Source organism: Mucilaginibacter defluvii, assembly GCF_039543225.1.
GTDB classification, from domain to species: Bacteria; Bacteroidota; Bacteroidia; order Sphingobacteriales; family Sphingobacteriaceae; genus Mucilaginibacter; species Mucilaginibacter defluvii.
Window position 1 is genome coordinate 186,583 of sequence record NZ_BAABJI010000004.1, and the last position, 24,399, is coordinate 210,981.

26 protein-coding genes are annotated in these 24,399 nt (G+C 45.3%); 14 read left to right on the forward strand and 12 right to left on the reverse strand.

Annotated features, from left to right (window positions below; genetic code table 11):
- Positions 1–17 precede the first annotated feature (17 nt).
- On the reverse strand, positions 18–2,486 hold the full coding sequence (locus ABD960_RS17765; RefSeq protein ID WP_345333266.1) for an OstA-like protein: 2,469 nt from the start codon (positions 2,484–2,486) through the stop codon (positions 18–20).
- A 51-nt stretch (positions 2,487–2,537) separates the two neighbouring features.
- On the opposite strand from ABD960_RS17765, the gene tilS reads away from it, so the two are divergent.
- From tilS to ABD960_RS17780, 3 genes are read left to right on the forward strand one after another with little or no spacing between them, the layout of a single operon-like run.
- On the forward strand, positions 2,538–3,869 hold the full coding sequence (tilS, locus tag ABD960_RS17770) for a tRNA lysidine(34) synthetase TilS (RefSeq protein ID WP_345333268.1): 1,332 nt from the start codon (positions 2,538–2,540) through the stop codon (positions 3,867–3,869).
- Between the two features lie 3 nt (positions 3,870–3,872).
- A complete protein-coding gene (locus tag ABD960_RS17775; protein WP_345333270.1) occupies positions 3,873–4,355 on the forward strand; it encodes a hypothetical protein in 483 nt (160 codons plus the stop codon).
- Between the two features lie 35 nt (positions 4,356–4,390).
- The gene (locus ABD960_RS17780) at positions 4,391–5,323 is read left to right on the forward strand and encodes a cobalamin-binding protein (protein ID WP_345333272.1); all 933 of its coding nucleotides are present in this window, start codon (positions 4,391–4,393) and stop codon (positions 5,321–5,323) included.
- Positions 5,324–5,376: 53 nt separating this feature from the next.
- Here the strand turns inward: ABD960_RS17780 and asnS are convergent, their stop codons facing one another.
- The 8 genes from asnS to ABD960_RS17820 all read right to left on the reverse strand — a co-directional run bounded on the left by asnS (position 5,377) and on the right by ABD960_RS17820 (position 13,276).
- The gene (asnS, locus tag ABD960_RS17785) at positions 5,377–6,825 is read right to left on the reverse strand and encodes an asparagine--tRNA ligase (RefSeq protein WP_345333274.1); all 1,449 of its coding nucleotides are present in this window, start codon (positions 6,823–6,825) and stop codon (positions 5,377–5,379) included.
- Between the two features lie 32 nt (positions 6,826–6,857).
- Positions 6,858–7,343 (reverse strand): hypothetical protein, encoded by a 486-nt coding sequence (locus ABD960_RS17790; protein ID WP_345333276.1) that lies wholly within the window; start codon positions 7,341–7,343, stop codon positions 6,858–6,860.
- A 26-nt stretch (positions 7,344–7,369) separates the two neighbouring features.
- Entirely contained in the window at positions 7,370–7,867 is a 498-nt protein-coding gene (locus tag ABD960_RS17795; protein ID WP_345333278.1) for a DUF6252 domain-containing protein, read from the reverse strand.
- A 104-nt stretch (positions 7,868–7,971) separates the two neighbouring features.
- On the reverse strand, positions 7,972–8,589 hold the full coding sequence (locus ABD960_RS17800; RefSeq protein ID WP_345333280.1) for an ABC transporter ATP-binding protein: 618 nt from the start codon (positions 8,587–8,589) through the stop codon (positions 7,972–7,974).
- 152 nt (positions 8,590–8,741) lie between these two features.
- Positions 8,742–9,524: an acyl-ACP--UDP-N-acetylglucosamine O-acyltransferase gene (gene lpxA / locus ABD960_RS17805; RefSeq protein WP_345333282.1), complete on the reverse strand. Its 783-nt coding sequence runs from the start codon at positions 9,522–9,524 to the stop codon at positions 8,742–8,744.
- Between the two features lie 3 nt (positions 9,525–9,527).
- Complete coding sequence (locus ABD960_RS17810) at positions 9,528–10,931, reverse strand: bifunctional UDP-3-O-[3-hydroxymyristoyl] N-acetylglucosamine deacetylase/3-hydroxyacyl-ACP dehydratase (RefSeq protein WP_345334476.1); 1,404 nt, start codon at positions 10,929–10,931, stop codon at positions 9,528–9,530.
- A 20-nt stretch (positions 10,932–10,951) separates the two neighbouring features.
- Positions 10,952–11,995, reverse strand: coding sequence for a UDP-3-O-(3-hydroxymyristoyl)glucosamine N-acyltransferase (gene lpxD / locus ABD960_RS17815; protein ID WP_345333284.1), 1,044 nt, complete (start codon positions 11,993–11,995; stop codon positions 10,952–10,954).
- A 54-nt stretch (positions 11,996–12,049) separates the two neighbouring features.
- On the reverse strand, positions 12,050–13,276 hold the full coding sequence (locus ABD960_RS17820) for an HD domain-containing protein (RefSeq protein WP_345333286.1): 1,227 nt from the start codon (positions 13,274–13,276) through the stop codon (positions 12,050–12,052).
- A gap of 136 nt (positions 13,277–13,412) precedes the next feature.
- On the opposite strand from ABD960_RS17820, the gene porX reads away from it, so the two are divergent.
- The 8 genes from porX to ABD960_RS17860 all read left to right on the forward strand — a co-directional run bounded on the left by porX (position 13,413) and on the right by ABD960_RS17860 (position 20,376).
- Positions 13,413–14,969 carry a T9SS response regulator signal transducer PorX gene (gene porX, locus ABD960_RS17825; RefSeq protein ID WP_345334478.1) on the forward strand — a complete coding sequence of 519 codons (1,557 nt, stop codon included), beginning with the start codon at positions 13,413–13,415 and terminating at the stop codon, positions 14,967–14,969.
- 28 nt (positions 14,970–14,997) lie between these two features.
- The gene (locus tag ABD960_RS17830) at positions 14,998–15,162 is read left to right on the forward strand and encodes a hypothetical protein (RefSeq protein WP_345333288.1); all 165 of its coding nucleotides are present in this window, start codon (positions 14,998–15,000) and stop codon (positions 15,160–15,162) included.
- On the forward strand, positions 15,149–15,439 hold the full coding sequence (locus ABD960_RS17835; protein WP_345333290.1) for a PIN domain-containing protein: 291 nt from the start codon (positions 15,149–15,151) through the stop codon (positions 15,437–15,439). The genes ABD960_RS17830 and ABD960_RS17835 overlap by 14 nt, the downstream gene beginning before the upstream one ends.
- Before the next feature lie 84 nt (positions 15,440–15,523).
- Positions 15,524–15,940: a tRNA (adenosine(37)-N6)-threonylcarbamoyltransferase complex ATPase subunit type 1 TsaE gene (gene tsaE / locus ABD960_RS17840; RefSeq protein WP_345333292.1), complete on the forward strand. Its 417-nt coding sequence runs from the start codon at positions 15,524–15,526 to the stop codon at positions 15,938–15,940.
- A gap of 56 nt (positions 15,941–15,996) precedes the next feature.
- On the forward strand, positions 15,997–17,223 hold the full coding sequence (locus tag ABD960_RS17845) for an alanine dehydrogenase (protein WP_345333294.1): 1,227 nt from the start codon (positions 15,997–15,999) through the stop codon (positions 17,221–17,223).
- Positions 17,224–17,228: 5 nt separating this feature from the next.
- Positions 17,229–17,909 (forward strand): M15 family metallopeptidase, encoded by a 681-nt coding sequence (locus ABD960_RS17850; RefSeq protein WP_345333296.1) that lies wholly within the window; start codon positions 17,229–17,231, stop codon positions 17,907–17,909.
- 116 nt (positions 17,910–18,025) lie between these two features.
- The gene (locus ABD960_RS17855; protein ID WP_345333298.1) at positions 18,026–19,069 is read left to right on the forward strand and encodes a YihY/virulence factor BrkB family protein; all 1,044 of its coding nucleotides are present in this window, start codon (positions 18,026–18,028) and stop codon (positions 19,067–19,069) included.
- Between the two features lie 128 nt (positions 19,070–19,197).
- The gene (locus tag ABD960_RS17860) at positions 19,198–20,376 is read left to right on the forward strand and encodes an aspartyl protease family protein (protein WP_345333300.1); all 1,179 of its coding nucleotides are present in this window, start codon (positions 19,198–19,200) and stop codon (positions 20,374–20,376) included.
- Between the two features lie 7 nt (positions 20,377–20,383).
- Here the strand turns inward: ABD960_RS17860 and ABD960_RS17865 are convergent, their stop codons facing one another.
- The gene (locus tag ABD960_RS17865; protein WP_345333302.1) at positions 20,384–20,650 is read right to left on the reverse strand and encodes a hypothetical protein; all 267 of its coding nucleotides are present in this window, start codon (positions 20,648–20,650) and stop codon (positions 20,384–20,386) included.
- Positions 20,651–20,836: 186 nt separating this feature from the next.
- On the opposite strand from ABD960_RS17865, the gene dtd reads away from it, so the two are divergent.
- Genes dtd through ABD960_RS17880 form a run of 3 tightly spaced genes read left to right on the forward strand, consistent with a single transcriptional unit; the run spans position 20,837 to position 22,518 of the window.
- The gene (dtd, locus tag ABD960_RS17870) at positions 20,837–21,289 is read left to right on the forward strand and encodes a D-aminoacyl-tRNA deacylase (protein ID WP_345333304.1); all 453 of its coding nucleotides are present in this window, start codon (positions 20,837–20,839) and stop codon (positions 21,287–21,289) included.
- A 32-nt stretch (positions 21,290–21,321) separates the two neighbouring features.
- Entirely contained in the window at positions 21,322–21,648 is a 327-nt protein-coding gene (locus ABD960_RS17875; protein ID WP_345333306.1) for a nucleotide pyrophosphohydrolase, read from the forward strand.
- A 6-nt stretch (positions 21,649–21,654) separates the two neighbouring features.
- The gene (locus ABD960_RS17880) at positions 21,655–22,518 is read left to right on the forward strand and encodes a DUF4349 domain-containing protein (protein ID WP_345333307.1); all 864 of its coding nucleotides are present in this window, start codon (positions 21,655–21,657) and stop codon (positions 22,516–22,518) included.
- Here ABD960_RS17880 and ABD960_RS17885 read toward each other — a convergent pair.
- Both ABD960_RS17885 and gcvT read right to left on the reverse strand, forming a co-directional pair.
- Positions 22,515–23,264 carry a 2-phosphosulfolactate phosphatase gene (locus tag ABD960_RS17885; protein ID WP_345333308.1) on the reverse strand — a complete coding sequence of 250 codons (750 nt, stop codon included), beginning with the start codon at positions 23,262–23,264 and terminating at the stop codon, positions 22,515–22,517. The genes ABD960_RS17880 and ABD960_RS17885 overlap by 4 nt on opposite strands.
- A gap of 15 nt (positions 23,265–23,279) precedes the next feature.
- Entirely contained in the window at positions 23,280–24,359 is a 1,080-nt protein-coding gene (gene gcvT / locus ABD960_RS17890) for a glycine cleavage system aminomethyltransferase GcvT (RefSeq protein ID WP_345333309.1), read from the reverse strand.
- Between the last annotated feature and the right edge of the window lie 40 nt (positions 24,360–24,399).

Consider the following 24,399-nt stretch of genomic DNA (forward strand, 5'->3'; position numbering starts at 1 on the left):
ATATTTTTAGCATGATTTTATTGAAATGTACTATCCCTGCGTGTTGGTTGATTAGCTGGCGGGCGCGCAACGGTAGCAGTATCCTTTTGTGGTACAACGGCAGGCATAATAACCGGCGCTGTATTCAGCGTACCATCCTGAACACGGTTACGGTTTACATCCTTCAGATTACCCGGACCAACGTTAATGCTCGAATCTCGCGCGGCACTATCTGTAGGGTTTACCTGTTGCATCACAGCCGGCTTTTTACTGTTGCCTGATGACGACTGCTCTTTTGCACCACCCGGCGTTTTTGATGCACCTTTTGTGGCTGCTGCTTTCTTAGCCTCCGCAGCTGCTGCCTCTGCCCGTTCAGCAGCACGTTTGGCTGCTGAACGCCTGGCAGAATTAATTACCGCTTCTTTTGATGCCGGGCGTTCCTTTGGCTTCCAGATAAAGCCTTTCAGTATACGGTCATCTTCAGTAAACTTGCCAAGCGGGCCGTACCGGATGTCCGGTTTTGAGAGGAAAGCCATTTTAAGCGGCTTATTAGCGGCAAACCTGATGCGCATACGGCTGCTGAGCGACCGCCCCATACCTGTAACCGTTTTAGTGGTGCTATCGCGGTCAAAGTAAATACTTTCTGCGTTGCCATCAACAAACATTACGTTGAGCTTATTATCTTTAAAAAAGCCACGCATTTTTTTACCGCCCACCTGGTTAAAGTGAGTTGAATCATCCTTATCAACGTTCACCACAAATGAGTTGTAGAAGATGTCCATATTGTCCAGCTTCTTATTCTTCATCTGCAGGTTAATGGTATCGCCTGATAGCTGCGAGCCCTGCGTCCACATTATTGGCTTAACATAGCAGCGTATGGTTGAGTCGGCATAGCTGTAGAACATGGAGTCGGCCTTAGCCTGCAAGTCCGATTTATAGATCCGGGCATCGTGGTAAGCAAAAATTACACGCACGCGGCTGGTATCACTCAGTTTAACCTTAGTAGTCATATAAACTGAATCGACCTTACCGGGAATATTACCCAGTTTAGCCGCGGTATCGGCATTTGCTTTAGCCGTAGTATCTGTTTTAAGCGTGCTGTCTTTTTTTGTCTTTGTACTTTTTTGTGCCGTGTCCTTTCGTACCGGTTGCGGTTTGGGTTTGCCAAACAGCATCGGGTTACGGTAGCCGGTATCAAACCGCATCGCCGGCGGATTAAGCGTAAGTACCTTTGGCGAGGTTTTATAAACAATAGGCTTAGGCTTTGCCGGGCCTGCGGCAGGTTTTACTGATGTATCCCTAAAATTGGCCAGTCGCCGCTGTTCCTGTAACGCTTTTAAGTTTTTATAAGTAAACATCTGCGTCTCCAGCGTATCAGCGCTCATGTATACCGAGTCGACCTTGATACGCTCACCCTTTTCATTTATAATTATAGTGGATGTTGAGGTGGTTGCAGGTGCCCTGGATTTTCCTTTGGGTTTCCCGGCAGGCTTCTTAATTGTAGCCGATAGCACTTTAACGTCAAGCGGTTTGGCCGGTTTTTTAGGCGATACTTTACCGAGGCTATCCGTTTTTATCTTGTCGAGCTTTTGGATAGTATCGGTTTTGGTGGTGTCCTTTTCTTCGGTAACCAATATAATGTAAGCATTCTCGGTAACCAGGGTACGCTCCTCTTTACGGTTAAATATACCCAAATCACCTTTCATGGTTATCTTTTGTTCCCTGTCGATAAACGTGATCCGCTTTATGGCGCGCCCCAGGCCCAGCAAACGGTCATAAAACAAGGTATCCCCTTTAAGCGATTTAGTCCCCTGCTTGTAAAGGTTATTCTTGGTAAAAAAGGCTTGCTCGTTAACCGTGTTGTATGTACCAAACTCGGTATATAAGGTGTCTTTATCTTTGGCTTTACCGTAAATGTTGGTTGGCCCGTAAAAGTAGGCTATGCGGCTCCCACTGTTGTACCGCATGGTATCGGTTTTGATCAGCGCGTCAACCGTATTCAGCACCACATCATACCTGAAATAAGCATCGCGCGAACTCGCGAAGTAATAGCCATTCTTACTTGTAAGCGTGTTATCCTTATTGATAAGCTTACCACCTCCTGTATAAGTGCCTATGCGTGTGGCCGTATTATAGGTCAGGTAATCGGTAGTAAGGATAGCATCCTTATCAATCATCCGCACATTGTTGGTTAGGATGGCGGTTTTGGTATTACCATTATAATTCAGCTTATCGCCATATATATTCAGTGTATCGCCCTGCGTAATGTGCACATTGCCAAAAGCGTCAAAAGCGTTATCCTGCGGATAAAAGTATGCACTGTCTGACTGCAGGATAGAAAAATCCTGTTGAAAGGTGCCGTTAAAAACCTTTAATATATCCTTACCGTTGCGTTTAATGCCCTCGCTCCGGTCAGACCGCGTAAGCCGCACCTGCGATTTTTTTTGCTGGCCGAACGCCGCGCCTGCGAGCAGCAGCAAGAGTATACTTAAAAGGCATTTATTCACGTTGGCAAAATTAGTTTTTTGCGGGGCTTATTAAATTAATAATTTTGATGCATGCTCCCTGTTAAGCGCTTTACTGATTTTATTGAGCAAAATAATCTTTTTACGCAGCAAAACAGCATTTTGGTTGCCGTTAGCGGTGGTATTGATTCTGTTTTGCTTGCCCGGTTATTCAGCGCGGCAGGTTACACTTTTGGCATAGCGCATTGCAACTTTGGGCTTCGCGGCAGCGAGGCCGAGGCCGATCAGCAATTTTGCCGCAGCCTGGCCATGCAGCTCAGCGCACCTTTTCATACCATCAATTTTGATACCACTGCATATGCAGATATGCGTAAAATATCCATACAAATGGCGGCAAGGGAACTGAGGTACAACTGGTTTGAGCAAATAAGGCAGCAACATAATTACCACCTCATCGCGCTTGGCCACCACAAGAACGATACGATTGAAACAATATTGTTAAACCTTACACGCGGCACCGGCATTGCAGGCCTGCACGGCATCCTGCCTAAAAAAGGGGTATTGGTGAGGCCACTGCTATTCCTCTCCCGGGAGGAAATAGCGACTGTTGTTGCAGAGGAGAATATATTTTATGTTGAGGATAGCTCGAACGCCTCAACCAAGTACGCGCGTAACAAGATAAGGCATGAAGTAATACCCAAACTACGGGGACTCAACCCAAGCCTTGAGAATACTTTTGATAATAACCTGCGCCACTTCCGCCAATTGGAAGAACTATTGGCGTTAAAGGTTGAGGAGGCAAGAATACATTTGTTCATCCAGCACGATGATGAGATACATATAGCTGTTGATGCCGTTAAAGCGCTGCAACCGCAACAGCTTTTACTATACAAACTGCTGCAACCATATGGCTTTGCCGAGCCTGTGGTTGATGATGTGATTGCATCGCTGGATGCGCAAAGCGGTAAATGGTTTGCTTCGGCGACACACCAGCTGACCATTGACCGGGGCAAACTGATATTGGTTGAGAACAACCCAGCATCAGTTGAAAGCATTACTATCAATGAAACTGACCACGAGGTGCATTTTAACGGGCAGCGCGTCGCCAGTTTGCATGATGACTCGCCATTGATTATTAAAGATAACCCTTTCTCGGTATCAATAGATCGCGATAAACTGATCTATCCGCTCAGCATCCGCCACTGGCAACAAAGCGATTATTTTTATCCACTGGGGATGAAAACCCGTAAAAAGCTGAGCGATTTCTTCATTAACCTGAAAATTCCGCTGCACAAAAAACAGCATATTCCGTTATTGGTGAATGGCAACGGCGATATTATGTGGATAGCCGGCTACCGGCCTGATGAACGCTACAAGGTTGGCCCTAACACTAAAAAAGTTACTATATTCGAACTGTTTAAATAGAGCATGAGCGAAAAACCGGTTTACATCGAGAAACAATACCTCGGCAGGGAGTTTATACCGCTAACTATCAGGCTGGTACTGGCCATGTCGTGCTTCGCGGCTTATTTCTTTACCGAGGGCAACGCCCGCAACGGGGATCTGCTGATTGTGGTGGGTTTCGCTATTATTATCATCTCTATCATCATGGGCTTTTTGCTGCACTTTCGTACACGGGTGCAAAATAAAAGCATTATGCTGGATGGTTTGTGGACCACCCGCCTGGTAAAGATCGATCTGAACAGCATTGTAAAAGCCGAAAAGGGCACTTACAGCCGCTACCTGTTCAATAACCCGGTTTACAACCTGCATACCCGCGGCACCATCCGTTTTTACGCAGGCGGCAAGGATGCCATACACCTTACCGACCGCGACGGCCTGCTGTACATCATCGGTTCGCAGCATGCCAATGAACTGCTCCGGGCTATCCTGAGCGAAATGAGGCGATAATTCATCGTCGCTTACTGTACTTTAATTTTTTCCGCATGTCATCATCACCCTTTCGTATTATATCGCTTTTACCATCAGCTACGGAAATTATCTGCGCTTTAGGTTTGGAACAATACCTGGTTGGCCGCTCGCACGAGTGCGACTACCCGGAAAGTGTAAAAGCCCTGCCTGTTTGCACGGAGGCTAATATTCCTGACGGATTAAGCAGCGCCGAGATCGATAATAAGGTAAAAGAGATACTGAACGACGCGCTATCATTATACACTGTAAAAAAGGAAGTGATCAAAGAACTGCAGCCCGATGTGGTGATCACACAAGCGCAATGCGAAGTTTGCGCGGTATCGCTCCCCGAAGTAGAACAGGCGCTGGCGGACCATCTGGATAAACCGGCGCAGATCATATCATTGCAACCTAATAGTATTGATGATATGCTGACCGATATTAAGCGTGTAGCATCAACATTAAATGTAGCCGATCCCGGTGATGCGCTGATAGAAGACCTGGAAGACCGCATAAACATCATTCGCCACAAACTGAAATTTATTGATGCCAAGCCGACCGTGGCCTGTGTTGAATGGCTTGACCCATTGATGGTATCAGGCAACTGGATACCCGAACTGGTGAGTATTGCCGGTGGCACACCTGTATTGGCCGAGGCAGGCAAGCATTCGCCTTATGTGGATTGGGATGCTATCCGCCTGGCCGACCCGGATGTTATTGTACTGATGCCTTGCGGTTTCGCAATTGACCGCACCATGCGCGAAATTAATTTAATTCTGGACAAACCCGGCTTTGCAGAACTAAAAGCCATTAAGAACAACCGGCTATACATTGCCGATGGCAACCAATACTTTAACCGCCCCGGCCCAAGGCTGGTAGACTCGTTAGAGATCATGGCCGAGATCATCAACCCTAAGCAGTTCATCTTCGGATTTGAAGGTAACGGCTGGATCAAGTTCAGCGTATAAAAAATGGCCTTTAGCTTATCGCTAAAGGCCATTTTACTTTTGTATCTCTGTTATTAAAATTCTGCGTTTTTAGGGAACCTCGGGAAAGGGATCACGTCGCGGATGTTGCCCATGCCGGTAACAAACAGTACCAAACGCTCAAAGCCTAAACCAAAACCGGCGTGCGGACAGGCACCAAAGCGGCGGGTATCCAGGTACCACCAAAGTTCCTCTTTAGGGATGCCCATCTCATCCATACGTTTTTCAAGTCTGTCTAAACGCTCCTCACGTTGCGAACCGCCCACAATTTCACCGATGCCCGGGAAAAGAATATCCATCGCTCGTACCGTTTCGCGGCCATTGGCATCGGGCTCGTTCTGGCGCATGTAGAAGGCTTTGATCTCCTTTGGATAATCCGTCAGGATGACCGGTTTTTTAAAGTGCTTCTCCACCAGGTAACGCTCGTGCTCTGATTGCAGATCAGTACCCCAGCCTTCAACCAGGTACTGGAATTTCTTTTTCTTATTCGGGGTCGAATCTTTTAATATATCGATAGCCTCGGTATAGGTAAGGCGCACAAAATCGTTCTCCAGGCAAAATTCCAGCTTTTCAAGCAGCGTCATTTCTGAGCGCTCGTTCTGCGGCTTTTGCTTGTCTTCTTCCTGTAAACGCTGGCTCAGGAATTCGATGTCTTCCCGGTTTTTATCCAGCGCGTATTTTATTACGTACTTCAACAACGCCTCAGCCAGGTCCATGTTGTCATCCAGATCATAAAAAGCCATTTCGGGCTCTATCATCCAAAACTCGGCAAGGTGGCGGGTGGTGTTTGAATTTTCCGCACGGAAAGTCGGGCCGAAGGTATAAATATCGCTCAGCGCCATGGCACCCAGCTCGCCCTCCAACTGGCCTGATACAGTAAGGTTGGTCGCCTTACCAAAGAAATCCTGCTTGTAATCGATCTCGCCGCTATCTGTACGCGGCAGGTTATCCAGATCAAGGTTAGTTACCTTAAAGGCTTCACCCGCGCCTTCCGCATCAGAGGCGGTTATTACCGGTGTATGCAGATAAACAAAACCGCGTTCCTGGAAAAACTGGTGAACAGCGAACGACAAACTGTTTCGCACCCTGAACACCGCGCCAAACGTATTGGTACGGAAACGCAGGTGCGCTATCTCGCGCAAAAATTCCAGGCTGTGCTTTTTAGGTTGCAGCGGATATTTCTCCGGGTCACTGTCGCCCAGTATCTCTATCTCTTTAGCTTTAATGTCGATTTTTTGGCCTTTACCTAATGATGGCACTACGGTACCGGTAACGCTTAATGCCGCACCGGTTGTAATACGCTTTAATAAAGCGGCATCGGTATTCTCAAAATCAACAACTATCTGTACGTTATTATTGGTTGAACCATCGTTTAAAGCTATGAACTGGTTGTTGCGGAAGGTACGCACCCATCCTTTTACGGTTACATCAATGTTGGTTGCATCGCTCTCCAACAAGGCTTTAATCTTAATTCTCTGGCCCATATGATTTATATTATTGAGCGCCAAAAATACAATTATTTAGCTAAAGCCAACCTGAATCGGCCTTTTGAAAAATAAATTTCATGTGCGGCATTTCCGGCCCATGCCGGCACCCTTACTTCTGTATTAACAGTTAAAACACCATTAAAAACACCTGTGGCTTCGTCGTATTCGTTCACGTCGAAAGAATTGACAGGAGAAAGGTCTGCTAAGTAATCTAAACCGTTTTTATCGTAATATCTGCAGGCAACCCCTAAAAGCTTATAATTACCTTTTCCTTTAAAATCTTCGATAGCAATTACGAGCTTTTCTTCGCCGGACTTTACTTCGATATATAACCGCCCACGATTTAAGTAGCATATATTAGGTTCTGCAATCCATGCGCTATCATTCTTATAACTGTACACATAAAATTCAGGTAGTTGGGGTTGAGCTATCGGGTCGCAGCAAACTTTTTCGCCTTTACTGCATGAAGATAAAAGTGAAATAAAAAGCACAATGTAACAGAGATAGGTTTTCATACAACTTAAACAGCCTTGTCATACTTTTATTGCATGCCGGGCTCCGGCAACTCAGCCCTGAATTTGCCGCGCGAGAAAATTGCTTCGTTTACATAGGGCGTTCCGGCGTATCGCCCGCTTTTTACGAACCGGATATTGAACTCGCCCTGTATCAGGCCTTTTTTAAGATCATAACCGGTGATGATAACCTGGTTCAACGTATCAGCCGCTGCCGGGTATTCAGCGCCCATTACGTCGCCACCAACGGTGATATAATACATTCCGTTACGCGGTGTAACGTAGTACTTACCCGTGCTGACAGGCTTGATAATTATCCGGATATGCTCGTCGCCTTTAGTACCGAATATGTAAAGCGAATCGTGCAACAGGCGTGTCTCCACAAAATTTGCCCGCCACACTGAATCGGCCCGGGTGGCGCTCATAAAAATGGAATTATCTTCAGGGAGGTCACAGCAAACCCTTCTGCCTTTTGAGCAGCCGGCTAACACCAATGCGGTAAATACAATAAATAAGAGCTTTTTCATAACGGTAATGGCTTATTCAGGTTTAACTATTATACGCACCGTTAATTATTTATGCTACAAGCGTAACACATCAAATAAATGTTAACTTCATATAATATGTTAAGTTATTTGTAATCAACAATATTAAGGGAGTTGCTGCAAAAACTGTACTCATGCTCCTGGTTGGAGCATATAATGGTCAAACGCCCGGCGGAAAAACGCTCAACCAGGCTAAGGTACCAGTCGACCCCTTGAGTATCGAGATTAGAGGTCGGCTCATCCAGCATCAGCATAGGCGTGTCCGAACAAAAGGCAAGCGCCAATTTAAGCCGCTGTTTCATGCCGGATGAAAAATATTTTACCAGCTTGTTTTTGCTGCTTTGCATATTAAGCAGGTTAATCAATCCCACCTGATTAATGCCAGGTTTATACGGTTTAAACTTGAAATTAAAATCGATTACCTCTGCCAAAGTAAACTCCTCGATAAGTTCGAGGTAAGGCGCGGCCAAACTTAAGTGTTTAAAAACCTGCTCCGCTTCAACATCGCTGCCATCAAGCGAAAAAGATATTTTACCTTTTGAAGGGGAAAGACTGCCGTTAAGCACCTGCAGCAAAGTTGATTTTCCGGAACCGTTCGGCCCCAGCACTGCATAGCTTTCGCCGGCTGCAAAACTATAGTTCACCCCTTTGAAAATCCAATCGCGGTTAAACCGCCGGCCTATATCGTTGAGGGTGATGCTCATTTTGTCTTGAACCCGAATTTATGAATTAGAGAATTTACAGAGTTTGTCATGAACCGGAACTTGCTGAATTTTATAATTTAAAGAATTTAAGAAGCATGCAAAAAAATTCTGCCTATTCTCCAATTCTGTAAACTCTGGTTCAAGACAGAAACTTATATCCCAAACCCCTTCATAATACCGCGCTGGGAGTTTTGTACAAAGTTTACAATCTCGTCGCGCTCAACCGTTGGGTTAAACTCAGCTTCGATTATATCGAGCGCCTTGGTAACATTGTATTTTTTCAGGAAGATGATACGGTAGATCTCCTGAATCTCATTAATGCTCTCGGCCGAGAAACCACGGCGCCGTAAACCTACCGAGTTTATACCGATATAAGACAATGGCTCACGGCCAGCCTTGGTATACGGTGGCACATCCTTACGTACCAGTGATCCGCCTGAGATCATGCTGTGCGCGCCAATCTCAACAAACTGGTGCACTGCCGATGTACCGCCAATAAAGGCGTAATCGTACACGTTGATGTGGCCGGCCAGCTGTACCGAATTGGCTATAATTACATTATCGCCCACCACACAATCATGCGCTACGTGTACATAGGCCATCAGCAGGCAGTTGCTGCCAATGGTAGTGGTGTTTTTGTCAAGTGCGGTACCGCGGTTAAGGGTAACGCATTCGCGGATAACGGTATTATCGCCAATGGTAACGGTACTTGGCTCGCCTTTATATTTTAAATCCTGCGGCGGGGCAGATACTACAGCCCCCGGAAATATACGGCAGTTTTTGCCTATGCGGGCGCCATCCATAATTACGCTGTTTGAGCCTACCCAGGTACCCTCACCTATCTCAACATCCTTATGTATGGTTACAAACGGTTCAATCACCACGTTATCGGCAATGCGTGCCTGCGGGTGTATATATGCCAAAGGCTGTATCATGTATTAATCTTTGTTTTTTGTTTTTACTATCTGGGCCATCAACTCGGCTTCAACTACAACGCGTTCGCCTACCATACCTACGCCTTTCATTTGCGCAATGCCACGGCGTATAGGTGCAACCAGGTCGCAGCGGAATATAATTGTATCACCCGGTGTTACCTTATCTTTAAAGCGGGCATTTTCTATTTTAAGGAAAAGCGTAATGTAGTTTTCCGGATCAGGCACGGTGTTCAGCACCAAAATACCACCAGTTTGTGCCATAGCCTCTATCTGCAAAACACCAGGGAAAAGCGGCGCACCCGGAAAGTGCCCCATAAACAAATCCTCGTTCATGGTAACGTTTTTTAAACCTACCACGTGAGTTTTGGTTAGTTCCAAAATCTTATCAACCATCAGAAATGGTTGACGGTGAGGCAATATGTCCATGATCTGCACAGTATCATAGTGCGGCTTCATGTTCGGATCGTAAACCTTAAGGTGTTTTTTGCTGCGTTCTTTTTTTATGAGTGCCTTAATTTTTTTGCCAAAGGCGATGTTTGCCGCATGGCCCGGCCTTGCTGCCATGATGTGCCCTTTAAGCGGAACTCCAACCAGGGCAAGGTCGCCTATCATGTCCAGCAGTTTGTGCCTTGCAGGCTCGTTCTGATGGCGTAGTTCAATATTGTTGAGGATGCCTTGCGGCGCAACTTTGATGTCCTTACGGTTAAACAGTTTGGCCAGGTGTGCCAATTCTTCCTCGTCAACCTGTTTGTCAACAACAACAATGGCATTGTTAAGGTCGCCGCCTTTAATCAGGTTGTGCTTTAACAGCATCTCCAGTTCATGCAAAAAGCAGAACGTGCGGCATGAGGCTATCTCCTTGGTAAACTCGTTAATGGTTGATATACTGGCATGCTGACTGCCCAGTACATCCGAGTTATAATCAACCATACAGGTAAAGCGGTAATCATCAAGCGGCATGGCCACCATTTCCACTTTACGTTCGGCTTCGGTGTAATGTATATTATGGGTAATATGATAATATTCACGGTCGGCATCCTGCTCAACAAAACCGCCGCCGGTTAGGGCGTTAACAAACTCAATGGCACTGCCATCCATAATAGGCGTTTCGGGGCCGTCCAGATCAATCAATACGTTATCGATCTCCAAACCCACGAGGGCTGCCAGTACGTGTTCAACGGTACTAACGCTTGCGCCGTTTTGCGATATGGTGGTTCCGCGCGATGTGTCGGTAACGTTATCTACATCAGCATCAATTACCGGTTGCCCTTCAACATCCACTCGGCGAAATTTATAGCCATGGTTTTCGGGGGCTGGGTTAAAGGTCATGGTAACCTTTTCGCCGGTGTGCAAACCGGTACCTGAAACAGATACAGGCAATTTAATAGTTCGTTGTTTTACGTTCATATAGTTAACATTAACTGCACTCATGTTTTGTTGTTATGCAGTTCAGCAATCATTTTTTCTAATTCGGCCACGCGCTTTTCAAGCCCGGGCAGGCGGCGCGTGTTTACATGCGCGCGTAAATAGTCCTTATAAGGCAGGTAAGGTGAGCCGCCCCATTGTTTACCTTCATCTTTTATAGAGCTGTTGATACCGGTTTGTGCCGATAGCTGTGTACCTTTGGCAATGGTTAAATGCCCGGCAATACCTACCTGGCCGCCAATAACCGCCTGCTCGCCAATTTTGGTACTGCCTGATATACCCGCCTGCCCGGCAATAACCGTATTTTGCCCAACCTCAACATTGTGGGCAATCTGCACCAAGTTATCAATTTTTGCGCCTTTGCGTATGATGGTAGAGCCCATAGTAGCACGGTCAACCGCCGTATTGGCGCCAATCTCCACATCATCTTGAATAATTACATTACCTATCTGGCTTATCTTTTTATAGGAGCCGTCAGCGTTTGGCGCAAAGCCAAAGCCATCGCTGCCGATAACCGCGCCGGAGTGAATAATTACATTATCACCTACAACACAGTCAAAATAAACTTTTACACCAGCAAATAAGGTAACATTACTACCGATGGTAACATTGTCGGCTATATAGGTATTGGGGTATATCTTGCTGTTGTCGCCTACGGTTGCATTCGGACCAATGTAGGCAAATGCCCCTATAAACACATTGTTGCCCACCCTGGCGGTGGGGTGTATAAAGCTCGGCTGCTCAATGCCGGTTTTGTTTAGTTTGATGGTATTGTATTGCTCCAGCAAAACCGAGAAAGCGCTGTAAGCATTCTCAACCCGTATCAGCGTAGCGCTTACCGGGCCGGTTAATACATAATCCTCATTAATAATAACTACCGAAGCGCCCGTAGTATACAGGTGCTGCTCATATTTAGGGTTAGCCAAAAATGAAAGCGATCCGGGGGTGCCTTCTTCAATTTTAGCCAGTTTATCAACCGCTACCAAAGCATCACCTTCAACAGTTCCGTTCAATAATAAGCTAATCTGCTGGGCAGTAAATTGCATCGCACAAAGTTATATGTTAATATTAAAGCAACAAATAATACAAACGTTCATAATTTATATCAATTGTTTAGGGTAGCACAGTATGTGCTTGGTAACCGTTTTGGCTAAGGCGGTAAGGTTGGCGTTATCGCTGGCGGCGGTTATATCCTTTACACTTCCATCCTTCATCAATATGCGTATGTTGGTATCGTCAACCTTGTAAGCATCATTCAGTACAGTATCGGTAAACACAAAAAAAGCGGCCTCTTCTTCGCTTATGTTGTAATATACGGATGCTTTTTGCCGGAGGTTGTTTACCATCAACTCATCCGGTTTACTGTTGGTAATGTCAACATGTAACAGATCGCGGTAAACCAGGTTGCGGCACAGGGTAGCTAAAATAACATCATCGCAATTAACCCAAACCTTTACAGCCGACATGATGTCGGTATCGTCCATCTGCGCGAATATCTCCAGGTGTTCCGGGTTGTGAATAAACGCCTCCCTGCTGATTTCATAGTACAAAAAATGGCATAACGCAGGTGTACAAAACAGTTTTTTACCAATAAGCGCCAACTGGCGTGCGCGTACCAGTATTTTATTCAAACCCTGCTCGGCGGCTATAACCGTTTTATGCAGGTATACCTGCCAGTACATCAGGCGGCGGGCGATCAGGAATTTTTCAATAGAATAAATACCCTTTTCTTCCACCACTATCTGCCCGTCGTACAGGTTAAGCATTTTAATAATACGGTCGCTGCCTACCATACCCTCAATTACGCCGGTGAAAAAGCTGTCGCGGTTAAGGTAATCCAGCCGGTCCATATCTAACTGCCCTGATACCAACTGATGCAGAAAACGGCGGGGATAGGTATCGTTAAATATATTAATAGCCATATTAAGCCGCCCGTCAAACTCAACATTCAGCCGGTTCATTAATAAGGATGATATATCCTCATGGCTTATGCCCTGCACAATGGTGCTCTCGAGCGCGTGCGAGAACGGGCCGTGCCCAACATCGTGCAGCAATATGGCAATAGTAACAGCTTCTTCTTCTGCCTCGCTGATCTCGTGTCCTTTATTGCGCAGAGTTTCAATAGCGAGCCCCATCAAGTGCATGGCGCCCAGCGCGTGGTGAAAACGGGTATGTATGGAGCCTGGATACACCATATGTGTCATGCCCGATTGCTTGATGTAACGTAACCGCTGAAAGTAACGGTGCTCAATCAGTTTAAACACCAGCCCCTCAGGTATGCTGATGAATCCGTATACCGGATCGTTAATGATCTTCTTTTTATTCAATGCCTTAAAAAACTGTGCAAATGTGTTAAATATGCTTAACTAAAGTATCGTATATTTGTTATTTTTTGTTAACGCGCCTATTTACAAACAACAAAAGCCCGAAAATAAGGTTATAACCCAACTAAATAATATTACGATGCAGGATACCACCATATTATGGGCCGACGATGAAATCGACCTGTTAAAGCCCCATATACTTTTTTTAAATGAAAAGGGTTATAAAGTAACCACCGTGACCAGCGGTAACGACGCCGTTGAAGCCTTTAAGAACGGTTACTTTGACCTGGTTTTTCTGGATGAGAACATGCCCGGCCTTACGGGCTTGGAAACACTATCGCAGATAAAGAACCTGAACAATGATGTGCCGATTGTGCTGATCACCAAAAGCGAGGAAGAGTATTTGATGGAGGATGCCATCGGCTCCAAAATTGATGACTACCTGATAAAGCCGGTTCACCCGAAGCAGATACTGCTCACCATAAAAAAACTGACTGAAAACAAACGCCTGGTTACTGAGAAAACAACCATGGCTTACCAGCAGGATTTCCGTACGCTGGGCATGACGCTGAACGATAACCTGAGCTACCAGGAATGGATAGACGTGTATAAAAAACTTATCTACTGGGAGCTTGAACTGGAGCAACTGGAAGATGCGGGCATGCACGAAATTCTGACCCTGCAAAAAGCCGAGGCCAATACGCAGTTTTGTAAATACATCGAAAAAAATTACCTAAACTGGGTTAAAAATCCGGAAAGCGGCCCCATCAGCTCACCGCAATTATTTAAGAAAAAGGTGTTCCCGAAACTGGACGGTGAGGGCAAGCCATTGTTTTTTATATTGATAGATAACCTGCGTTACGATCAGTTCCGCATTATTAACCCGCTGATATCTGAATATTTCAGGCTGGAAGAAGAGGATATTTACTTTAGCATTTTGCCTACGGCTACGCAATACGCGCGTAACGCCATATTTTCGGGCCTGATGCCGCTGGAGATGGAGCGCCGTTTTCCGGATAAATGGCAGAATGACGAGGACGAGGGTGGCAAAAACCTTTTTGAGGACGACTTTTTGGGTGACAACATTAAACGCAATCTGCGCAAGGAGTGTAAGTATTCATACCACAAGATATTGAACCTTGACGAGGGCAGATCGTTAAACGAGTCGGTTAACAACCTGATGAATAACGATTTGAACGTAGTGGTGTATAACTTTGTGGATATGCTATCACATGCCCGTACTGATATGCAGATGATACGCGAACTGGCCAGCGATGATGCCGCTTACCGATCATTAACGCTATCATGGTTTGAGCATTCGCCGCTGTTTGAATTGTTGAAGTACCTGGCGCAAAAGCAGGTAAGGGTAATTATTACTACAGATCATGGTACCATTAAGGTAAAAAACCCGAGCAAGATCATCGGCGACCGTAATACCAATACCAACCTGCGTTACAAGCAGGGACGGAACCTTAACTTTAATGCCAAGGATGTGTTGCATATACGCAACCCGCACGATGCCATGCTGCCTAAGCTGCATGTAAGCTCAAGCTTCGTTTTCGCTAAAAATGATGGCTATTTTGTATACCCGAATAATTACAACCATTTTGTGAATTTTTATAACGAAACCTTCCAGCACGGGGGCATTTCGTTAGAAGAGATGATCATTCCGATAGCTACTTACGGGCCTAAATAATTCTAAGCTTTTTTGCTTAAATTTGAGTATGGTACTTACGTTAAAAACTAATAAAGATATTGGTAAGCTTAAAAAGGCTCTTGCTGACAGGAAAGTCGTAAAAAAGTTTGACGCTCAAAAATTTTGTGGTGTATTAAAAACTGACGAAGACGGATTGACCATTCAGAAAAAGCTGAGAAATGAGTGGAACTGATATCTTTATTGATACTAATATTTGTATTTATTTACTAAATGGTGATGCTACACTTTCAGAATTATTGCAAGATCAAAGTATATCCATCTCTGTAATAACGGAGATGGAATTATATGCTTACCATCAGAATGATGATTCGGCAAAAGCAATTCTCGATGACTTTATCAGATCTGTTTATGTGGTAAATATTGATGAAGAGGTTAAAGCAAACACAATTGCTATCAGGAAGAAGTATAGATTGAAACTGCCTGATAGTATATTGCTGCATCAGCTATAACCTTCAATACTCCGTTAATCACCGCTGACAAAGGATTTAGGAGAGTTGGTCAGCTTGATCTTGTTATTTATCAAAAAAATTAAAGTGCAAATCAACGTTACATCGCTAAGCGAATTACCCGATGCTGCCCGCCAGTTAATTTCTCATGCCGGCACTAGCAAGATTTTTGTTTTTTATGGCGATATGGGGGCGGGTAAAACTACATTGATAAAAGAGCTGGCTGCCGCGCTTGGCGTTACCGAGGCGGTTACCAGCCCAACATTCTCTATCGTGAATGAGTACATAATCCCTTCTGGCAAAGCCTATCATTTTGATTTTTACCGGCTCAAAAAACAAAGCGAAGCGTTGGATATGGGCTATGAGGAATATTTTTACTCGGGCAATTACTGCTTTATTGAATGGCCCGAAAAAATACCTGATCTGCTGCCTGAGCACTACACCCGCGTGTCTATAACCGCTTTAGATGACAACCGGCGACAGCTTGTGGTTGAAAATATTTAGGTGCGATTATTGTTTAAATCTGTATCTTCAACATCCGTAAATTTATTGCAAGCCAAATGAGTTCAGGTAAATACAGCGGTTTTAGCGATGTGGCACGGCAGGCATTGATGCAAACCCAGGAATCAATGCTGGAAGTTAAAACCCGCAAGAACAAGCTCTACATAGGTATACCTAAAGAAGTTTCTTTCCAGGAGAACCGCATACCGCTTACGCCGCTTTCGGTAGCGTTGCTGGTAAATAACGGGCATGATGTAATGCTGGAAAGCAATGCAGGTAAAGCAGCCAACTTCCTGGATAAGGACTACAGCGAACAGGGCGGCCGTATAGTATATGATACCAAAACCGTTTACGAGGCTGACATCATCATCAAGATAGCCCCGCCTACCCTGGCCGAAATTGAGCTGATGAAACCGGGCCAGTTGCTGATATCGACCCTGCAGCCTGCCACCATGAAGGCTGAAGTACTACAAGCCTTGCTCAACAAAAAAATTACCGCGCTTTGCTTTGAGCACCTGCTCGACGAAGGCGGCACCCTGACCGTAGTGCGCGCCATGAGCGAAATTGTTGGCGCCACCTCAATATTGATAGCTGCTGAATACCTGAGCAATGTTTTTGAGGGGAAAGGCTTGATGCTTGGCGGTATTACGGGCGTTCCCCCCACCGAAATTGTGATATTAGGCGCAGGCACAGTAGGCGAATATGCCGCGCGTACAGCCATATCATTAGGCGCCGAGGTAAAGGTTTTTGACCCGTCGATATACAAACTACGCCGCTTGCAGAATAACATAGGTAGCCGGGTATTTACCTCGGTTGTGCAGCCTATTGTGCTCGAGAAAGCCATTACCACCTGCGATGTAGCCATCGGTGCGCTGCGCGCGCAGGCAGGCCGCAGTCCGTGTATTATAAGCGAGGAAACCGTAAGCCGCATGAAGCGCGATTCGGTTATCATTGATGTAAGCATTGACCAGGGCGGCTGCTTCGAAACATCCGAGGTAACCAACCACACCAACCCTGTTTTCCGCAAGTACGACGTAACGCATTATTGCGTGCCAAACATAGCCTCACGTGTAGCGCGTACCGCTACATATGCGCTCACCAACATATTCGCCCCGATACTGGTTGATATCGGCGACCAGGGCGGTATTAAAAATGTGATCTGGCAAAAAACAGGTGTGCGCAATGCGGTCTATATTTACCAGGGTCATCTCACCAACAAGCATTTAGGCGATCGTTTTAATATTCCTTGTAAGGATCTGGATCTGTTGATTGTATCCAACATCTGATAACCATGCGGCTGCTTTTATTAATCAGCTTGGCTTGTTTACTGACTACAAATGCCCGTGCGCAGGTTTACAAATACATCGACAGTAGCAAGGTAACCGGTTACAATGCCTATAAACAGCAGGTAGCCGCCCACCCTCAAAAACGATTGGTAAACCTAAAAGAGTTTATACCCGGCGTAGTGCTTGACATTCGATACGCAACCGCCAATAATTTCACTGGTCGCCCTGTATACAACAAAGCTGCGGCCTTTGCCAGGCTGCCCGTAGCCGAAGCCTTAAAAGCCGTACAGGCGGAGCTTAATAAAAAAGGGCTTGGCTTAAAAATTTTTGACGCCTACCGGCCGTACGCCATTACCGTTAAGTTTTACGAAATAGCCACCGATACCACTTATGTTGCTGATCCGCGAAAAGGCTCCCGCCATAACCGCGGCTGCGCGGTTGACCTTACCCTTATCAACCTTAAAACTGAACTTGAACTGGAAATGCCTACAGGCTATGATAGCTTTACGCCACATGCATCAGCAAATTATAATAATCTCCCGCTGAAAAAGCTCAATAACCGCAAGTTGCTCCGCGATGTTATGGAGCGCCACGGCTTTAAGGTATACAGCAGCGAGTGGTGGCATTTTGATTATACAGGCTGGCAGAATTTTGAATTACTGAACATTCCTTTCAACCAATTGTAACAGCATTATAACATTGTTTTCAGGCATTTAAAAAGCCCCTAATTACATTTTGCCAAAACATAAACATTTATGGTGCTGTTAGCTTTAAGGTTTAACAAAACACATTTTGCCTGCCTATGAAAATGTTTAGCAAAGAATACTTTAAGCAGTTATGGAAAGTACTCCTGGCCACTTTCAGTAGTTTTGGTAATGATAACGGCTTAAAATTGAGCGCCTCGCTCGCTTACTATACCATATTTTCGTTAGCTCCGCTGCTTATCCTGGTGCTTGCATTAACCGGTATATTTTTAAAGGATGCCGGTAACCGTAACGAGTTGTACGATCAGTTACAGCAATATGTGGGCGCTCAGGCTACAGAGCAAATCAAGGCTACTATCAAATCGCAGGATATAGCGGGTAAAAGCGGTATAGGTCTGGTTGTAGGCATAGCTACCCTGTTGCTTGGTGCAAGCAGTATATTTTTGGAGATACAGGATTCGCTTAACCTGATATGGCGCGTTAAGGCCAAGCCAAAAAAGGGCTGGGTACGTTTGCTCAAAAATAGGTTCCTGTCCTTTTCATTGATTGTAAGCCTGGGCTTTTTGTTGTTGGCTTCGCTCGTGGTGAGCATCATCATCAGCGCTATTAGTGATAAAATTGAAGCCTGGCTGCCCAAAGTGTTGGGGAACGATATATCAGCCGTGGTGGGCACAACCCTTATATTTGCCATAAATTTTGGCGTAACGCTGCTGGTAATTTCCGTATTGTTCGGTATCATTTTCAAAGTGTTGCCTGATGTCAAGATCAAGTGGAAGGACGTTCGGGCGGGTGCCATATTCACGGCCATTCTGTTTATCATAGGCCAATACATCATCAGCCTGTACATACAATATACCGCGCAGGGCTCAGCCTACGGCACCGCCGGCTCTATCATCGTGATCCTGGTTTGGATTTATTATACCGCTGCCATCTTATATATAGGTGCTGAATTTACCCAGGTTTATGCTGAAGCACGTGGCAGCCGTATTGAACCCGCGCCTTATGCAGTAGTAATCAGGCAAACCGAGTATGAAACTAAAACCAGTGAATTACCGTTGCAAAACCCGGAATTGGATGGTGTACTTAAATGCGATACGGACGATAAAGACAACCCCGAATGTAAGGACGATTCAAAATCCTGATAATTAATTTGTTTAATGGCAGGTACAATGCGTAAATTTAAGTACCGGTTATAAACAGATTGATTAGGGCTTTATCTATACGGCGGTTTTTCAGCGTCGCACTATGTATCATTACTTTTTGGTGCGGGTTGCTATGTATTGCCCGCGCGCAGCATTTTGATTTTGATGCATCCCGAAAAAAACTTTCTATTCCGTTTCGCTTTGTACGTAATTCAGTAATCGTCCCGGTAAATATAAACGGCAAAGGGCCGTACAATTTTATACTCGACTCCGGCGTAGGCCTAATGCTGATCACGCAACCTAACTTGGTTGATTCGCTCAACATTGATTATAAAAGGCTGGTGAAGATACCCGGCCTTGGCGATGGCGATGATGCACAGGCATACATTACAGGCCAAATTGACGTGAAGATTGCCGGAACGCAGGGCTACGGTATATCAGCGGCTATTTTAAAAACGGATAACCTTAATCTTTCGGGCTTTGTAGGCATGCCCATACACGGTCTAATCGGGTATGAATTTTTCAATAACCTGGTTGTACAGATCAACCTGGCCGATACCACATTAAACATTTACCGTCCTAAAGATATTAACCGCATCAGGAAAAAAGGCGACAGGATACCGATGGTTATTGAAGAGAAAAAGCCTTACATCTTTACAAAAGTTACTTTGCCTGATGGATCGTCATCCCTCAACAAACTGCTTGTTGACCTGGGCGCCGGGCATGCGCTATCGCTGGATTACCTGATACAGAAAAAAGGTATGCCTGATAAATTTATTGCCGCCAATTTAGGCGTTGGGCTCAACGGCCCCATTACCGGTTTTATAGCCCGCGCTAAACAGCTCGATCTGGGTACTTACAAAATACACTATCCGCTTACCTCATTTCCGGATGGTAATAACACCAACATCAGACCTTCCATACCGCGCGACGGTAACATTGGGATGGAAATATTAAAGCGTTTTAAAATCACGTTTGACTATAGCGGAAATGCCGTCTATCTCAAAAAGGCTGCTAAATTCAGGGAACCGTTTGAGCACGACATGACGGGCATTGAGTATTACGCCTCGGGGCCGGGCTTACAGCACGTAATTATAAGCAGAGTAGAGCCAGGCTCATCCGGCTATGAGATTGGACTTGAACGCGGGGATGAGATTGTATCAGTTAATTTTAAACCTGTATACAGGATGAGCCTGGAAGAGATCGACAATATTTTTAAATCAAAGCATGAGCGCACCGTTTTGCTTGAAATATACCATAGCGGTAAAGCCGAAATGGTTGTGCTCACCTTGAGGCGACGAATTTGAGAGGCGCCTATTTAAGCTTGCTCAAATTGTCAAAAAATGCGGATTGCAGATCAAGCAGTGAACGCACCGGTATTTTTTCGCCGTAAACATCAAAACACAGGTACTTTGATTTCGCCGGATCATCCTGCTTTTCTTTTTCTATTAGGTTAAATGTTTCGAAAAAATAATGCTTAGTAGTAACATTATCTTTGCTTGATTGAGAGTTAAGGCTGAAACCGACCTTGTCGATCCATTTGTGAACCCGTGAATGTAAGGATGCTCTTAATTTTGCCATAGGATTGATATTTAATCTATTAACGATTTTTAATTTGTATTTGTTGCCGGTTTTTCACAATAAGTTTATAAACAGTTGTTATTAAGTTAAACTACTACACGCTGTTTAAAGCTAAATCGATAACTTTACCATAGGTTAATTTTATTTATCTACAACCCTTGAGCGTAAACGTTGTAATATTGTAGCATGAGAGCAGTATTACAACGTGTTAGCGAAGCGGCCTGCCGGGTTGACGGAGAGGTAACCGGGCAAATCGGCACAGGCTTTTTGGTATTATTGGGCGTTGAGGACGCCGATACAGTTGAGGATATACAATGGCTTGCCCAAAAAATTGCCAATATGCGTGTATTTAGCGACGAAAACGGCCTGATGAACAAAGCGCTGGCAGATGTTAACGGCAGTATTTTACTTATTTCGCAGTTTACACTGTTCGCTCAAACTAAAAAGGGCAATCGCCCGTCGTTTATCAGGGCTGCACGCCCTGAAAAGGCAATACCGCTTTACGAGCAAATGATAACGGAGTTAAGCAAGCTAACGGGTAAAACTGTGGCAACCGGTATTTTCGGCGCGGATATGAAGGTAAGCCTGGTAAACGATGGCCCTGTAACGATCACCATCGATACCAAGGTGAAGGAATAAACATCTCCCTGAAAAAAATTAAATATTGATTTATGGAAATTAAGGAAGCGCAGCATCTTGTTGATAGCTGGATAAAAACAACAGGTGTGCGGTATTTTAACGAGTTAACCAATACCGCCATTTTAATGGAAGAAGTAGGTGAAGTGGCCCGCATTATGGCCAGGCAATACGGCGAGCAATCATTCAAAAAATCAGATACAGAGGTTAACCTGGCTGATGAAATGGCCGATGTGTTGTTTGTACTGATTTGCCTGGCCAACCAAACCGGTATTGACCTTACTGATGCACTGTCAAAAAACCTGGACAAAAAGAATATCCGCGATGCCGACAGGCACAAGAACAATGAGAAACTAAAATAGAAGGATATGAAAAAATTTGCGCTTGCCGCTATAGCGGCATTAGTTATTACCGGATGCCAGGATAAAAAAGGAGTTTCGTACGGTTTTGCCGATAAAGCTGAAAATTTAACAGTTAACGATGTTGTTTTAACTGAGCCGCCGGTAGCTAATCAGTCATTAAAAGCAACGCCGGAACCATCGTCATCTATACAAAAAAAGATCATTAAGGAAGGTGATATCAGCTTTGAAACCAACGATATTGTCAAGGCGCGCAAACGGGTAACGGATGCCTTGAAAGCCGTTGGCGGCTACGTGAATGAAGAGCGGCAGGCCAATAACAGTTACGAAAAACGTAACGAATATACGTTGGATGTGCGCATCCCGGCCGCTAAGTTTGACGGCTTTTTAAAGGACATTACATCCGCGGGCGACAGGATAGAATCAAAAAGCATTCGTTCAAGAGATGTTACTACCGAATATATTGACGTTACCACCCGCCTCAACAATAAAAAGGCGCTGGAAAAACGTTACCTCGAACTATTAAGCAAAGCCGGTAAAATGGCCGATGTACTCGAGATAGAGAATAAGCTGAATGACGTACGCACCGAAATTGAAAGCAACCAGGGTCAACTCAATTACCTGAGTAAACAAATCGACTTCAGCTCGTTAAATATTACCTTTTACACACAGCAATCATCCAAAGATAACGGCCAGGGCTTTGGCTACAGGTGGCAAAAAGCGATAGGCGACAGTGTTGATATCGCAGTAACATTATTCTTCGGACTGATTACTTTGTGGCCGGTATGGCTGGCGGCGGCAATTATTGTGTATGTTGTGCGCCGGTTAATAAAACGCCGCAACGCTAAACGTGCGAAACAACAGGCCAGTTAAACGCTTAGCTTAACCAGTTTTTCGCCCTGCAAAACGGGGATGGCGGTGGTTAAATCAACATTAAGGCAAAAGGCAATATCCTTTTCAATGCCCAGCTGTTTAAGGCGTTCGCTGTGCGATGTTTTGCTGAGATAGCCGGCAAGGTCGTCCTTCGCTAACTGATAAAGGTCGTTTGCGGCAATGGCCGGGTCATCTGTGCGGTGTACGGAGCCTTTAAGCTGTTCAACCACGGCACCGGCAAACAGGGTATCTTCCAGGTTAAAGTTATTTTTCCAGCCCGAGCATACCAGCAAAATGTTTTCATGCTGATCTTTCAGCCAGCTGCACAAGGCCGTCAGGTTTAAAAACGAGCCGATAACAATCTGCTTTGCACTGCGCGAAAGGTGCAGCGCGTGCGTGCCGTTGGTTGTGGTGAGTACAACTATTTTTCCGGCAACCTTTTCGGCAGTGTACGAAAAGGGTGAGTTTCCAAAATCAAACCCGGCAACCACCTGGCCATCACGCTCGGCAGCCAGCAGGTAGCTGAGGCCCTTTTCACGGTAAGCGGCGCATTCCTCCACCTGCGATACGGGGATGATGGCTTCGGCACCGTTTTCAATACCGTAGCAAATAGATGTTGTGGCGCGAAATACATCGATCACCACAACAATATATTCTTCCACCTTGTAAAGCGGCAGCAGGGCCGGGGTTAGGCAAACCGCTAACTTTGGCCTGCTTTGCGTTACGCTGTTTGTTTGATCAGTCAACTCGGGGAAATACTACTATTTGTAAAAAGGAGGTTTGGCAACCTTAGCCTTTACTTTGTTATCACGAATTTTGATATAGATCTCGGTACCTTCTTTAGCAAAGGCGTTGGCCACATAACCTAAGCCAACCGCTTTTTGCAGCGACGGCGATTGCGTGCCCGATGTTACCCGGCCAATGTTGTTGCCTTCGGCATCAACTATCTCATAATCGTGGCGAGGTATGCCGCGCTCTATCATTTCAAAACCTACCAGCTTTTTGCTTACACCGGCCTGTTTTTGCTCGGCCAGGTTTGCCGAGTTGGTAAACTCCTTACTGAATTTAGTTACCCAGCCTAAACCGGCCTCAAGCGGTGAGGTAGTATCGTCAATGTCATTACCATAAAGACAAAAACCCATCTCTAAACGCAAGGTATCACGTGCGCCCAAACCTATCGGCTTAATGCCGAAGGGCTCGCCTGCCTTAAAAATGGCATCCCAGATAGCTTCAGCATTGGCGTTATTAAAATAGATCTCAAAACCACCCGCACCGGTATAACCCGTTGCTGATACCAGCACGTTATCAATACCTGCAAAGGTGCCTTTTTTAAAGGTGTAGTATTCCATTGAAGCCAGGTCGATATCGGTCAGGCTTTGCAGGGCTTCGGCTGCTTTAGGGCCTTGCACGGCCAGCAGCGAGGTACGGTCTGATATATCTTTCATATCAACACCTTCGGTATTGAATTTTAATATCCAGTTCCAGTCCTTTTCAATATTCGAGGCGTTAACTACCAGCATATAGGTTTTTTCGTCAATACGGTAAACCAGCAAGTCGTCAACAATACCGCCGTCCTCATTAGGCAGGCATGAGTATTGCACCTTGCCGTCATACAATTTTGAGGCGTCGTTACTGGTTACACGCTGTATCAGGTCAAGCGCCTTATCGCCTTTCAGGATGAATTCGCCCATGTGGCTTACGTCAAAAACGCCAACGGCTTTGCGCACGGTTTCATGTTCGGCATTGATGCCGGCGTATTGTACAGGCATATTGTAACCGGCAAAAGGCACCATTTTAGCGCCCGCCTTAATATGTATATCGGTTAATGCGGTATTTTTCATTTCAGTTAATATGCCGCAAAAGTAGTAAAAATACCCTGAT